The 13,499-nt window shown below is 67.4% G+C and carries 11 protein-coding genes and 1 tRNA gene; 9 read left to right on the top strand and 3 right to left on the bottom strand.

The genetic code is table 11. The features are described 5' to 3' along the window. The first annotated feature begins 18 nt into the window (after positions 1 to 18). Complete coding sequence (locus ACAG24_RS18870) at positions 19 to 771, top strand: MspA family porin (RefSeq protein ID WP_370474813.1); 753 nt, start codon at positions 19 to 21, stop codon at positions 769 to 771. An 8-nt stretch (positions 772 to 779) separates the two neighbouring features. Here ACAG24_RS18870 and ACAG24_RS18865 read toward each other — a convergent pair. Next, positions 780 to 855 (bottom strand) — tRNA-Arg (locus tag ACAG24_RS18865). A gap of 203 nt (positions 856 to 1,058) precedes the next feature. Between ACAG24_RS18865 and argS the strand changes: the two genes are divergently transcribed. The 6 genes from argS (at position 1,059) to rho (ending at position 9,789) form a co-directional block, all read left to right on the top strand. Then, entirely contained in the window at positions 1,059 to 2,711 is a 1,653-nt protein-coding gene (argS, locus tag ACAG24_RS18860; RefSeq protein WP_370474812.1) for an arginine--tRNA ligase, read from the top strand. Next, positions 2,708 to 4,135: a diaminopimelate decarboxylase gene (gene lysA, locus ACAG24_RS18855; RefSeq protein ID WP_445206220.1), complete on the top strand. Its 1,428-nt coding sequence runs from the start codon at positions 2,708 to 2,710 to the stop codon at positions 4,133 to 4,135. The genes argS and lysA overlap by 4 nt, the downstream gene beginning before the upstream one ends. Then, positions 4,132 to 5,460 (top strand): homoserine dehydrogenase, encoded by a 1,329-nt coding sequence (locus ACAG24_RS18850; protein WP_370474811.1) that lies wholly within the window; start codon positions 4,132 to 4,134, stop codon positions 5,458 to 5,460. The genes lysA and ACAG24_RS18850 overlap by 4 nt, the downstream gene beginning before the upstream one ends. After that, a complete protein-coding gene (thrC, locus tag ACAG24_RS18845; RefSeq protein WP_370474810.1) occupies positions 5,457 to 6,536 on the top strand; it encodes a threonine synthase in 1,080 nt (359 codons plus the stop codon). Before ACAG24_RS18850 ends, thrC begins: the two co-directional genes overlap by 4 nt. 11 nt (positions 6,537 to 6,547) lie before the next feature. After that, the gene (thrB, locus tag ACAG24_RS18840; protein WP_370474809.1) at positions 6,548 to 7,492 is read left to right on the top strand and encodes a homoserine kinase; all 945 of its coding nucleotides are present in this window, start codon (positions 6,548 to 6,550) and stop codon (positions 7,490 to 7,492) included. A gap of 287 nt (positions 7,493 to 7,779) precedes the next feature. Then, the gene (gene rho / locus ACAG24_RS18835) at positions 7,780 to 9,789 is read left to right on the top strand and encodes a transcription termination factor Rho (RefSeq protein ID WP_445206219.1); all 2,010 of its coding nucleotides are present in this window, start codon (positions 7,780 to 7,782) and stop codon (positions 9,787 to 9,789) included. Between the two features lie 41 nt (positions 9,790 to 9,830). On the opposite strand, the gene ACAG24_RS18830 is transcribed toward rho, so the two are convergent. Then, complete coding sequence (locus ACAG24_RS18830; protein WP_370474808.1) at positions 9,831 to 10,250, bottom strand: MarR family winged helix-turn-helix transcriptional regulator; 420 nt, start codon at positions 10,248 to 10,250, stop codon at positions 9,831 to 9,833. A 71-nt stretch (positions 10,251 to 10,321) separates the two neighbouring features. On the opposite strand from ACAG24_RS18830, the gene ACAG24_RS18825 reads away from it, so the two are divergent. Further along, positions 10,322 to 10,930 carry a maleylpyruvate isomerase family mycothiol-dependent enzyme gene (locus tag ACAG24_RS18825; RefSeq protein WP_370474807.1) on the top strand — a complete coding sequence of 203 codons (609 nt, stop codon included), beginning with the start codon at positions 10,322 to 10,324 and terminating at the stop codon, positions 10,928 to 10,930. Positions 10,931 to 10,997: 67 nt separating this feature from the next. Here the strand turns inward: ACAG24_RS18825 and ACAG24_RS18820 are convergent, their stop codons facing one another. Next, positions 10,998 to 11,660, bottom strand: coding sequence for a TetR/AcrR family transcriptional regulator (locus ACAG24_RS18820; protein ID WP_370474806.1), 663 nt, complete (start codon positions 11,658 to 11,660; stop codon positions 10,998 to 11,000). Between the two features lie 96 nt (positions 11,661 to 11,756). On the opposite strand from ACAG24_RS18820, the gene fadD1 reads away from it, so the two are divergent. Next, entirely contained in the window at positions 11,757 to 13,337 is a 1,581-nt protein-coding gene (gene fadD1 / locus ACAG24_RS18815; protein WP_370474980.1) for a fatty-acid--CoA ligase FadD1, read from the top strand. The last annotated feature ends 162 nt before the right edge of the window (positions 13,338 to 13,499 follow it).

Here is a 13,499-nt window from a genome sequence, read left to right as displayed (position 1 = left end):
GATAGTAGGTTTCGTCCCGTGAAGCTGAGGTGGCTCGGTGCACTCAGCATCGTCTGGGTCCTGGTGCCGACGCCTGCGTTTCCGGCGGCCGCCGACCCCGCACCCGATGTTGTCGCGCCGGTGCTCGACCCCGCTGCGGGGGGCGCAGCGCCCGTTGCCCATGCATCAGGGGTCATAGCGCCCGGTGCGGACGCCCTCATCATTTCCGCGCCGCCGTCGACGACAACGGCGCCCAACGGCTGGGCGCTCACCGTCGGAGCAAGAGACGAGGTGATACAGAACACCAACCCCTTGACCACCGCGTTGTCCTCGCGCAATTACCAGGTCAGCGGTGTGTTCAACGGCTCGTTGCGCGGACCGGAAGGCTCCGAACCGCCGCGGGGGGTGCTGGAGGTGGGTTACCAGATCGGCTGCGGCATCGACATGGGCGCCAACGGCGTCACCATCACCGGTTCGGCAGGTGTCACGCCTTCCGTGGGCCTGTTGGGTCTCGATGGAGAAGGCGAGTTCATCGACGGCATCGCTCCGGTGCTGTCGACACCGTTGCAAGGCGGCATCGCGGTCGGCCTGCGACCCGGTCTCATCAACACCGTGCCCGTGGGACGCAAGGAGTTCACGGGTAACGACCCGTGGGTGTCGGTCAGCGGGTTCAACGTGAAGATCGATGGCTGCGTAGGGGAGTCGTTCATCAGGTCCTACGCGGTGCTGACGCACGCGACCGACCAATCCGATTCGATCCTGGGGTACTACGGGACCACACGGAAAGTGTGATTCCGAGGTGGTGCCCCCGGCAGGATTCGAACCTGCGGCCTTCTGCTCCGGAGGCAGACGCTCTATCCCCTGAGCTACGGGGGCGCGTGCTGTGACAGCTGCGCCGGTCGGGCCTGAACAGACTAGCGCATCGACAACAAGATCAATCCGCGCCTCGATACCAAAGCGACGGCACCGGCAGGCGCCGTCGCCGATCGATGCGGCCCCACACCGCGCCCAACCCCCATCGCCCGGCGGCTGGGAAACGGATTCGGCCGGGAACGGGCCAGACCATAGGATGGACCCTCGTGACCCCCGCCGATCTGGCCGAACTGCTCAGGGCCACCGCAGCCGCGGTGCTGGCCGAGCACGCTCTCGACTCTGCCGCACTGCCCGACGTCGTCACCGTCGAGCGTCCGCGCAACCCCGAGCACGGCGACTACGCGACCAACCTGGCGCTGCAGCTCGGCAAGAAGGTCGGCGTCAATCCCCGTGAGCTGGCGGGCTGGCTGGCCGAGGCGCTCCTCGCGAAAGACGGCATCGCCGCCGCGGACGTCGCGGGCCCCGGCTTCGTCAATCTGCGCATCGAGGCATCGGCCCAGAACGTCATCGTCGGTGACGTGATCGCCGCCGGCGCGACCTACGGACACTCGGCTGAGCTCGGCGGCAAGAAGGTGAACCTTGAGTTCGTCTCCGCCAACCCGACCGGCCCGATCCACATCGGCGGCACCCGGTGGGCCGCCGTCGGCGACGCGTTGGGGCGGCTGTTGACCACCCAGGGCGCCGAGGTCGTCCGTGAGTACTACTTCAACGATCACGGCGCTCAGATCGACCGCTTCTCCAATTCTCTGATCGCCTCCGCGAAGGGGGAGCCGACGCCGGAGGACGGGTACGCGGGCACTTATATCGCCGATATCGCCGGCCAGGTTCTCGCGAAAGAACCGGACGCGCTCGACCTGCCCGACGCCGAGATGCGCGAGACGTTCCGGGCGATCGGCGTGAACCTGATGTTCGACCACATCAAGGAATCGCTGCACGAATTCGGCACCGACTTCGACGTCTACACCCACGAAGACTCGATGCACACCTCCGGCCGCGTCGAACAGGCCATCGCGAAGCTGCGCGAGACCGGGTTCGCTTACGAGAAGGACGGTGCAGTGTGGTTGCGCACCACCGACTTCGGGGACGACAAGGACCGTGTCGTCATCAAGAGCGACGGCAAGCCCGCCTACATCGCCGGCGACCTCGCCTACTTCCTGGACAAGCGCAAGCGCGGGTTCGACCTGTGCATCTACATGCTCGGAGCCGACCATCACGGCTACATCGCCCGGCTCAAGGCCTCCGCGGCCGCGCTCGGTGACGACCCCGACATCGTCGAGGTGCTGATCGGTCAGATGGTCAATCTGGTGCGCGACGGTCAGCCGGTCCGGATGAGCAAGCGTGCAGGCACGGTCATCACGCTCGACGACCTCGTGGAGGCGATCGGCGTCGACGCCGCCCGCTACTCGCTGATCCGCAGTTCGGTCGACACCCCGATCGACATCGACCTCGCGCTGTGGTCGTCGGCGTCGGCCGAGAACCCGGTCTACTACGTGCAATACGCGCACGCGCGGCTGTCCGCGCTGGCGCGCAACGCCGCCGAGCTCGGAATCGCCCCCGACACCGCGCATCTGGATCTGCTGACCCATGACAAGGAAGGCACTCTGATCCGCAACCTCGGGGAGTTCCCGAGGATCCTCAAGACCGCGGCGAGCCTTCGTGAGCCGCATCGTGTTTCGCGCTATCTGGAAGATCTCGCCGGGGATTACCACCGCTTCTACGACGCCTGCCGGGTGCTTCCGCAGGGCGACGAAGAGCCCGGCGACCTCCACGCCGCGCGCCTTGCGCTCTGCGCCGCGACCCGCCAGGTGATCGCCAACGGTCTGAGCATCCTCGGCGTCAGTGCACCGGAGCGGATGTGATCGCGCACCCCGCCGGACCGAGGCACGCCGAAGAAGTTCAGGCCGCCGCGACGCCGGAGCGTCCGCTGACTGCCGGTGAAGTGCTGCAGCTTGCCCCGAATGTGTGGCCGCAGAACACTGTTCGTGGGGACGGTGGTCTCGTCTCCATCGCCGGCGTGTCCGTCGCCGACATCGCCGCCGAGTTCGGCACCCCGCTCTTCGTGATCGACGAAGCCGACTTTCGTGCCCGCTGCCGCGACATCTCATCGGCATTCGGCGGAGGTGAGCACGTCCACTACGCGGCCAAGGCATTCCTGTGCTCGGAGATCGCCCGGTGGGTCGACGAGGAAGGGCTGTCGCTCGACGTGGCCACCGGGGGAGAGCTCGCGGTGGCCCTGCACGCAGGCTTCCCGGCCGAGCGAATCACCATGCACGGCAACAACAAATCGGTCTCCGAGCTGACAGCCGCGGTCAAGAACGGCGTCGGCCATGTGGTGGTCGACTCGATGATCGAGATCGAACGCCTCGACCGGATCGCGGCAGAGAACGGCGTCGTCCAAGACGTCCTGGTGCGCGTCACTGTCGGCGTCGAGGCGCACACCCACGAGTTCATCTCGACCGCACACGAAGACCAGAAGTTCGGCCTGTCCTTGGCTTCCGGCGCCGCGATGGACGCGGTGCGCCGGGTCTTCGAGACCGGCCACCTGCGACTTGTCGGGCTGCACAGCCACATCGGTTCCCAGATCTTCGACGTCGCCGGCTTCGAGATCGCCGCCCACCGGGTGATCGGCCTGCTGCGCGACGTCGTGGCCGAGTTCGGCGTCGAGAAGACCTCGCAGATGGACATCGTCGACCTCGGTGGGGGATTGGGCATTTCCTACCTTCCCGGCGACAACCCCCCGCCGATGAGCGAGCTTGCAGGCAAGCTGAAGGAGATCGTGCGCAGCGAGTCCGAAGCCGTCGGCCTGCCCGCACCGAAGCTCGTGGTCGAGCCCGGTCGTGCGATCGCCGGGCCGGGCACCATCACGCTGTACGAGGTCGGCACCGTCAAAGACGTTGCCGTCAGCCCGACCGCGCACCGTCGCTACGTCAGCGTGGACGGTGGAATGAGCGACAACATCCGCACCTCGCTGTACGGCGCCGAGTACGACGTCCGGCTGCTGTCGCGGACCAGCGACGCGACCCCGACGCTGTCCCGGGTGGTCGGCAAGCATTGCGAGAGCGGGGACATCGTGGTGCGTGACGCGTGGCTGCCCGGTGATGTGACCCCGGGGGACCTGCTCGGCGTCGCCGCGACCGGCGCATACTGCTACTCGATGTCGAGCCGCTACAACCTGATCGGCCGGCCGGCCGTGGTGGCCGTGCGTGACGGGCGGGCCCGTCTGATCCTGCGCCGGGAAACGGTCGACGATCTGCTGAGTTTGGAAGTAAGGACAGGTAAGTGAGTGACCCGCAAGATTCTGCAATCGGAGTAGCCGTACTGGGGCTCGGCAATGTCGGCAGCCAGGTGGTGCGCATCATCGAGGAGAGTGCGGCCGACCTGGAGGCCCGCATCGGCGCCCCCTTGGTCGTGCGCGGCATCGGTGTGCGCCGCGTCGGCGACGACCGCGGTGTGGCCCCGGACCTGCTCACCGACGACATCGAGAAACTGGTCTCCCGCGACGACGTCGACATCGTCGTCGAGGTGATGGGGCCGGTCGAACCCGCCCGCAAGGCCATCCTCGCCGCGCTCGAACAGGGCAAATCCGTCGTCACCGCCAACAAGGCGCTGATGGCGGTATCAGCGGGTGAGCTCGCCCAGGCAGCCGAGAGCGCGCACGTCGACCTCTACTTCGAGGCCGCCGTCGCCGGCGCGATCCCCGTCATCCGCCCGCTGACGCAGTCACTGGCCGGCGACACCGTCCTGCGGGTAGCCGGAATCGTCAACGGCACAACGAACTACATCCTCTCCGAGATGGACAGCACCGGTGCCGACTACACGAGTGCGCTTGCCGACGCCGGCGCGCTCGGATACGCCGAGGCCGATCCGACGGCCGACGTCGAGGGCTACGACGCCGCCGCCAAGGCGGCGATCCTCGCATCGATCGCCTTCCACACTCGCGTCACCGCCGACGACGTCTACCGCGAGGGCATGACGAAGGTGTCGGCGGCAGACTTCGCGTCCGCACGTGCCCTCGGCTGCACGATCAAGCTGCTCGCCATCTGTGAGCGGTTGATCGACGACGAAGGGCGAGAGCGGGTCTCGGCCCGCGTCTATCCGGCGCTGGTGCCCCTCGAGCACCCGCTGGCCTCCGTCAACGGCGCCTTCAACGCGGTCGTCGTCGAAGCCGAGGCGGCGGGCCGGCTGATGTTCTACGGCCAGGGCGCAGGCGGTGCCCCGACGGCGTCGGCGGTCCTGGGCGATCTGGTGATGGCGGCACGCAACCGCGTGCAGGGCGGCCGCGGGCCTCGTGAGTCCAAGTACGCCAAGCTTCCTATCGCGCCCATCGGCTTCATCCCCACCCGTTATTACGTGAACATGAATGTGGCCGACCGACCCGGTGTGCTGTCGGCCGTGGCCGCGCAGTTCTCCAAACGGGAGGTCAGCATCGCCGAGGTGCGTCAGGAAGGGATGGTCGACGAGGAGGGGCAGCGGTGCGGCGCCCGCATCGTCGTGGTGACCCATCAGGCCACCGACGCCGCTCTGTCGGAAACCGTTGCTGCGCTTGCCGATCTGGACGTCGTGCAGAACATCAACAGCGTCCTGCGTTTGGAAGGGACCACAGAGTGAGCACCACCCGTGCCGTACACCAGCCCTGGCCGGGGCTGATCGAGGCCTACCGCGACCGGCTGCCGGTCGAGGACACCTGGACTCCGATCACGTTGCGTGAAGGTGGTACCCCGCTGCTACCTGCGCCGAGGCTGTCCGAATACACCGGCTGCACAGTGCATCTGAAGGTCGAGGGGCTCAACCCGACCGGGTCTTTCAAGGACCGCGGCATGACGATGGCCGTCACCGAAGCCGTGTCGCGCGGCCAGCAGGCGGTCTTGTGTGCCTCCACCGGCAACACGTCGGCATCGGCGGCCGCGTATGCGGCCCGCGCCGGGATCACCTGCGCGGTGCTGGTGCCCCAGGGCAAGATCGCGATGGGCAAGCTCGCCCAGGCCGTCATGCACGGCGCCAAGATCATCCAGATCGACGGCAATTTCGACGACTGCCTGGAGCTTGCCCGCAAGCTCACGTCCGACTTCCCTACCGTGTCACTTGTCAACTCGGTCAACCCTTTCCGCATCGAGGGGCAGAAGACGGCCGCCTTCGAGATCGTCGATGCGCTCGGCGACGCCCCCGACATCCACGCGCTGCCGGTCGGCAACGCGGGCAACATCACCGCCTACTGGAAGGGTTACACGGAGTATCACCGCGACGGCCTGGCCGCACGGTTGCCGCGCATGCTCGGCACGCAGGCCGCGGGCGCGGCGCCGTTGGTGCACGGTGAACCCGTCAGCGATCCCGAGACGATCGCCACCGCGATCCGCATCGGCTCACCGGCGTCGTGGACCTCGGCGGTGGAGGCCCAACAGCAGTCGGACGGTCGCTTTCTGGCCGCAACCGACGAGGAGATCCTCGCCGCATACCACCTCGTCGCCCGCGCCGAAGGCGTGTTCGTCGAGCCCGCCTCGGCCGCCAGCATCGCCGGCCTGCTGAAGTCGATCGAAGAGGGTTGGGTGGCCAAGGGTTCCACCGTCGTGTGCACCGTCACGGGCAACGGCCTCAAAGATCCCGACACCGCACTCAAGGGCATGCCCGCGGTCATCCCCGTCCCGGTCGACCCGGTTGCCGTCGTCGCCAAGCTCGGCCTGGTCTAGAACGGAACGACGTGAGCCGCACCCTGCCACCCGGTCTGACGGCGACCGCCGAGGTGCCCGCCTCCAGCGCCAATCTCGGGCCCGGCTTCGACAGCATGGGCCTGGCGGTCAGTCTCTACGACGAAATCGTGGTGGAGACAACGGAATCCGGTCTGACCGTCGAGGTCGAAGGCGAAGGTGCGGGGCAGGTTCCGCTCGACGGATCCCATCTGGTGGTGCGCGCCATCGAGCGAGGCCTGCGTGAAAACGGTGTCGCTGCGGCTGGGCTGATCGTCCGGTGTCGCAACAACATTCCGCATTCACGCGGGCTGGGCTCGTCGGCAGCGGCGGTGGTCGGCGGCCTAGCTGCCGCCAACGGCCTTGTCGCACAAATCGATTCGACCACCATGTCGACGGACCGACTGGTGCAGGTGTCATCGGAGTTCGAAGGACACCCGGACAACGCCGCCGCTGCAGTTCTCGGGGGTGCGGTGGTGGCGTGGACCGAGGACCGCGATGGTGTCGCCGGGTACGCCGCAGCGCAGATCCAGGTGCACCCGGACATCGCCGTCTTCACCGCGATCCCGCAGGAACGTTCGTCGACCGCCGAGACCCGCGTGCTTCTGCCCGACCACGTCGCGCACACCGATGCGCGTTTCAATCTGAGCCGTGCCGCTCTGCTGGTCGTAGCGCTGACGCAACGGCCCGATCTGCTGATGGTCGCGACCGAGGATGTGCTCCATCAGCCTCAGCGGGCCGCAGCGATGCCGGCCTCGGCGGAATACCTCGCTGTGCTGCGACGTTGTGGAGTGGCGGCAGTGCTGTCAGGTGCTGGACCTGCAGTGCTGGCAATGAGCACCGAGGCGGAGTTGCCCGCAGAGGCCCTCGAGTACGGCACCGAGAGCGGTTTCTCGGTGGACAGGCGCTCGATCGGGCAGGGCGTCACGTGGAGCTCGGGCGTTGCTGTAGGCAGCTAGTTCTGCGAGTAACACGGGCACCACGCGAATCACGGGGTTTCTTGCTTCCGACTCAGATGCGGGTTATTCTCGCTTTCGTCCGGCAATCGCAGCTTCTTCACCTGCGCCGACACTAGGACGACTCTTCTTTCAGGTGTTCAAATTTGTGGACTGACGGTTCGCCGTATCCCGGCGAAGCCCGGCGATCATCGTTGCAGTGGCAATGGTGTGACCTAGGCGTTCAGCGGATTGGCTGAGCGCATTGAACCCCCGCGTCACTCATCAGCGCGAGGGAAGAAAGGAAATCCGTGACTGATACGGACCTCATCACGGCTGGTGACAGCACCGAGAACGGCGTGCTGCCGAATACCGTGCCTACCGACACTTCGACTTCCGCAGAATCTGGGGCGCCCGCCGCGGCGCCCGCTGCGGACGACGCCCCGGCTGCGGCAGCCCCCGCCCGCCGTGGAGCTCTGAGCAGCCTCGTTCTGCCCGAACTGCGCGCTCTTGCCAAAGAGATCGGCATCGAGGGCGCCTCGGGTATGCGCAAGGGCGAACTGATCGCCGCCATCAAGGAACGCCGCAGCGAATCCAACGGCACATCCGTGGCCAAGAGCGGCACGGCCGAGGCGCCGAGTGCACCCGCCGAGCCGCAGGCCCAGAGCGACCAGCCCGGCGAAGCGCAGCCACAGCAGCGACGCCGCGAACGCCGCGGGGCGTCCCGTGAACAGGGCGGCCCCGGCGGCGGCGAACAGGCCGCGAAGGACCAGAGCCCCGAGAAGAGCGCCGCGAAAACCGAGAGCCAGCAGTCCGACGCGGGCGAACAGGCCGGCCGGGACACGAAGTCCGAACAGGACGATCGCGGCCGCGACGACAATCGTGACACCAAGAACAACCAGGGCAACCGGGACGCCAAGGCCGACTCCGATTCGGACAACCGCGGCGACAACGACCAGCAGGGCGGCCAGAACCGCAACCGTGGCGGCGACAACAACCGTGGCGGCGACAACCGCGGTGGCGACAACAACCGCGGCGGCGACAACGACGACGACGGCGACGGCCGGCAGGGGAGGCGCGGCCGCCGATTCCGCGACCGCAGGCGCCGCGAGCGCGGCGGCGACGGCAGCGGCGGTGGCGGCGGCGAGCGCGACACCGAGCTGCGCGAGGACGACGTCGTCCAGCCCGTCGCCGGCATCCTCGACGTGCTCGACAACTACGCGTTCGTCCGCACGTCGGGTTACCTGGCGGGCCCCAACGACGTCTACGTCTCCATGAACATGGTGCGCAAGAACGGCCTGCGCCGCGGCGACGCCGTGACCGGGGCCGTCCGCGTCGCCAAGGAGGGTGAGCAGGGCAACCAGCGCCAGAAGTTCAACCCGCTGGTGCGTCTCGACACCGTCAACGGCGGCCCGGTCGAGGACGCCAAGAAGCGGCCCGAGTTCACGAAGCTCACCCCGCTCTACCCGAACCAGCGGCTGCGTCTGGAGACCAGCGGCGACAAGCTGACCACGCGTGTGATCGACCTGATCATGCCGATCGGCAAGGGTCAGCGTGCCCTGATCGTGTCCCCGCCGAAGGCCGGCAAGACGACGATCATGCAGGACATCGCGAACGCGATCACCCGCAACAACCCCGAATGCCATCTGATGGTCGTGCTCGTCGACGAGCGTCCTGAAGAGGTCACCGACATGCAGCGCTCGGTCAAGGGTGAGGTCATCGCCTCCACTTTCGACCGCCCGCCGTCAGACCACACCCAGGCCGCCGAGCTCGCGATCGAGCGCGCCAAGCGGCTCGTCGAGCAGGGCAAGGACGTCGTCGTATTGCTCGACTCGATCACCCGCCTCGGCCGCGCCTACAACAACGCCTCCCCGGCGTCGGGGCGCATCCTCTCCGGTGGTGTGGACTCGACCGCGCTGTATCCGCCGAAACGATTCCTCGGCGCGGCGCGCAACATCGAAGAAGGCGGCTCGCTGACGATCATTGCCACGGCCATGGTCGAGACCGGTTCGACCGGCGACACGGTCATCTTCGAGGAGTTCAAGGGCACCGGTAACGCGGAGCTCAAGCTCGACCGCAAGATCGCCGAGCGTCGCGTCTTCCCGGCCGTCGACGTCAATCCGTCGGGCACCCGCAAGGACGAGCTGCTGCTGTCCACCGACGAGTTCGCCGTCGTCCACAAGCTGCGCCGTGTGCTGTCCGGGCTCGACCCGCACCAGGCCATCGACCTGCTGATGAGCCAGCTGCGCAAGACCAAGAACAACTACGAATTCCTGGTCCAGGTCTCCAAGAACACCCCCGGCGGCAACGACCACGACTAGTCGGTGATTCGGGTGCAGTAGGTCAACCTGGCGTTGACCTACTACACCGAATTCACCTTCAACAGCGCGGCGCGCATCGCATCGAATGCCCTGTCGCCGAGCTGTTTTCGCCATTCGGTTTCGACGCGGAGAACCTCGGCGTTCGCGCGGCGGCACACCTCGGCGCCCTTGTCGCTCAGCGTGACCAGCCGTGCGCGTGCATCGGTCGGGTCGGGCAGGCGCGTCACGTATCCGGCTCGTTCCAGCTGATCGATGAGGGCGCCGGCGGTCTGTTTGGTCACCCGGGCCTGTTCTGCGAGCTCGGTCAGGCGCATGCCCGCTGGATCGAGTCGCTGCATCAGCCGTGACTGCGCAATCGTGATGTCGTCAAACCCTTCTCGGGCAATCGTGGCCATCACACGGCTTTCCACGTCGCGATGGGCCATGAACATCAACACCGCGGTTCCGGGCTTTTCGACCATGCGTTGACTTTAGTACGAAGTCCTGACTATATTCGTCAGGTATCCTGACTAAATCCGACCCGGGGGGCGCCATGGACCGCGACACCGTGTGGCATCACATCCAGCAGCAGCGCCTTGAGGTCGCCGACCTCATCGACGCGATCGACGACCGCGGTGCCGCGGTGTGGGAGACGCCCTCGCTGTGTGCCGGGTGGACCGTCCGGAACGTCGCCGCGCACCTCACCCACTCCAGCTTGAGCATGCCGCGCATGACGCTCGAAGCTGCGCGCAGCGGATTTCGTTTCAATGCGCTCGTGAATCGGTTGGCGACGACCGATCCCCGATCACCCGCAGAGCTTGCGGCCGGGCTGCGCGAATCGGCGGGATCACGCCGGCATCCGCCGGGCACGACCGAAATGGAGCCGCTCATCGATGTGCTGGTGCACGGCCAGGACATCTGCGTGCCGCTCGGAATCGACCGGCCGATGCCGACCGACGCCGCGGCCGCGGCCGCGCAGCGCGTCTGGGCCATGGGGTTCCCGTTCCGGGCGCAGAAGCGGCTGGCGGGCACCAGGCTCGTCGCCACCGACGCTGATTTCGCCGTCGGCGACGGCCACACCGTCTCCGCGCCCATCGGCGATCTGCTCATGCTGCTGACCGGACGACAGGTCGCCGTGGCCGGCGGCGCTCCGCCGAACTGAGATTCCCGGTCGCGATCTAGGCCGAAACCGCAACCGGGAATCTCAGTTCGGCGAAGAGGGCGAGGCGTCAGGTTCCCGCGGGATCGCTTCGTAGCGCCGCGACGATGTAGCGGCGCGCGTGCCGCAGCACCGAGTCGTGGTCGTCGACGTCGCACTGCTCGCCGGGCACTGTCGCGAGGCTCATCGTGATGCGCGCGATCCACTCCGCCGCTTCGGCCCGGTCGGTGTCGGGGTGGATCTCGGCGCGGTCGATGGCGGCCTGGACATAGGACTCCCAGAACGCGGCGATCTCCGGGATGAGGCCGCGTACGCCGAGGCCGACGCAGGCGGTGAACGCCTCGGGTTCCTCCTGGCGCAGCTTCAGCACGAGGGCGCCGGGCGTCTCGGACTCCTTGCGGGCCAGGACGACACCGACGGCGATCTGCTCGTCGAGGCCGGTGACCGCGTCGAGGCGAGTGCGCGACTCGGTCCAGAACGCATCATTGAGTCGCACGATCGCGGCGCCGAGCAGTTCGGCCTTGTCGGGGAAGTGACGGTAGAGCCAGCCGCGGCTGACGCCCGCCACCTCCGCCACCTCGGACACCGTCGTGGCGCGAATCCCCTTGGCCATCAAGCACTGTTCGGCGGCGTCGATCAGCCGATCGCGGACAGGCCGCGTCTCGGTCTTGGCGGCCGGGTCGGTTTCATGACTCGGCACTGGATTGGCTACGGCGCCCACGCTCATCGACATATCTTCGCAAATGAACGGCCTGTTGTGGCTGAGGTAGGCTGCGCGCGGTCGGGATGTAGACAGATATTTGAAACTGTTCACCAGGTGGAGGGCGTGTTGGCCGAGACAGTTCAGCAACTGCTGCGCGAACGTGCGGCCGACGACGGTGTCGCGATGAAGTACGACGGCCGGACCTGGACGTGGCGCGAGCATCTCGGTGAGGCCGCGGCACAGGCGGCTGCGTTGATCTGCCTTGCCGATCCCGAGCGCCCGCTCCACGTCGGCGTGCTGCTGGGCAACACCCCGGACATGCTGACGGCGATGGCGGCGGCCGGGCTCGGCGGCTACGTGATCTGCGGCATCAACAACACCCGCCGCGGAGAGGCGCTGGCCCGCGATATCCGCAGGGCCGACTGCCAGATCCTCGTCACCGACGAGGCCCATCGCGACCTTCTCGACGGGTTGGACCTGAGCGGCGTCCGCGTGCTCGACGTCGGCAGTTCCGAGTGGGCGGAGCTCACCGGACGGGCGCCCGAACTCACGCCGCACCGCGAGGTGGCCGCAACCGACACCTACATGCTGATCTTCACGTCGGGGACCAGCGGTGACCCCAAGGCCGTCAAAATGATGCACGCGATGGTGCTGCTCGCCGGCGCAGCGCTGGCAGGCCGCTACGAGCTGACCCCCGAAGACGTCTGCTATCTCTCGATGCCGCTGTTCCACAGCAATGCCGTGCTCGCCGGGTGGTCCGTCGCCCTGAACTCGGGCGCTGCCATGGCGCCCGCGCAGTTCACCGCGTCCGGGTTCATCGACGACATCCGCCGGTACGGCGCCACCTACATGAACTACGTGGGCAAGCCGCTGGCTTACATCCTGGCCAGCCCCGAGAAACCCGACGACATCGACAACCCGTTGCGCGTCGCGTTCGGGAACGAAGCCAGCGACAGGGACATCGTCGAGTTCGCCCGACGGTTCGGCTGCGAGGTGTGGGACGGGTTCGGGTCGACCGAGAACGCGGTGACGGTGACCCGGGAGGACGGCTGCCCGCCCGGCTCGATCGGGAAGGGCTTTCCCGGCGTGGCCATCTACAACGCCGAGACGCTCACCGAATGCGACGTCGCGGCGTTCGATCGACACGGTGCGCTGACCAACGCCGATGCCGCGATCGGTGAACTCGTCAACACGCAGGGCGCAGGCATGTTCGCCGGTTACTACAACGACGAAGGCGCCACCGACGAGCGGATGCGGCACGGCATGTTCTGGTCCGGTGACCTCGCGTACCGCGACGCGGACGGCTGGATCTACCTCGCAGGCCGCACCGCCGACTGGATGCGGGTGGACGGCGAGAACATGACGTCGGCACCGATCGAACGCATCTTGATCCGGCTTCCGGCGATCAGCAGGGTGGCCGTGTATCCGGTTCCCGACCAACACGTCGGGGACCAGGTGATGGCCGCGATCGTGCTGCAGGACGAGGCCACGCTGACACCGGAGGAGTTCGGCGCGTTCCTCGCCGACCAGCCGGACCTGTCGCCGAAAGCATGGCCGCGCCACGTCTGGGTTGCCGCGGATCTGCCCAGCACCGCGACCAACAAGGTGCTCAAACGCGAGCTCGTCGCGATGGGCACCGACCCCACCGGCCGGATGCTGTGGACGCGCGACGGCCGGGACTACAGAGCGGTCGCAGGACAGGAATAGAGCCCACCGAATGCACGTTTAGGCTGCTGGCGGTTGATTTGGCATAATAGGTGCCGGTCTTCCGGTCTCCGACCGGGTGCCGCCACCCTCGGTTCCGGTTCACGCCGCAGCCTCCCGACAGATCGGGCAGGGCGACCCGGGTCCCACGATGGAAGAGGAAAC

This window comes from Mycobacterium bulgaricum (assembly GCF_041287165.2).
Classification (GTDB): domain Bacteria; phylum Actinomycetota; class Actinomycetes; order Mycobacteriales; family Mycobacteriaceae; genus Mycobacterium; species Mycobacterium bulgaricum.
The sequence above is the reverse complement of the archived record's forward strand: the minus strand, read 5'-3'. Positions and strand labels throughout refer to the sequence as shown.

Excerpts from the sequence above, each read along its gene's own strand:
- ACAG24_RS18825 (WP_370474807.1), top strand. The coding sequence starts at position 10,322 with ATGGACCGCGACACCGTGTGGCATCACATCCAGCAGCAGCGCCTTGAG.
- ACAG24_RS18830 (WP_370474808.1), bottom strand. The coding sequence starts at position 10,250 with ATGGTCGAAAAGCCCGGAACCGCGGTGTTGATGTTCATGGCCCATCGC.
- ACAG24_RS18820 (WP_370474806.1), bottom strand. The coding sequence starts at position 11,660 with ATGTCGATGAGCGTGGGCGCCGTAGCCAATCCAGTGCCGAGTCATGAA.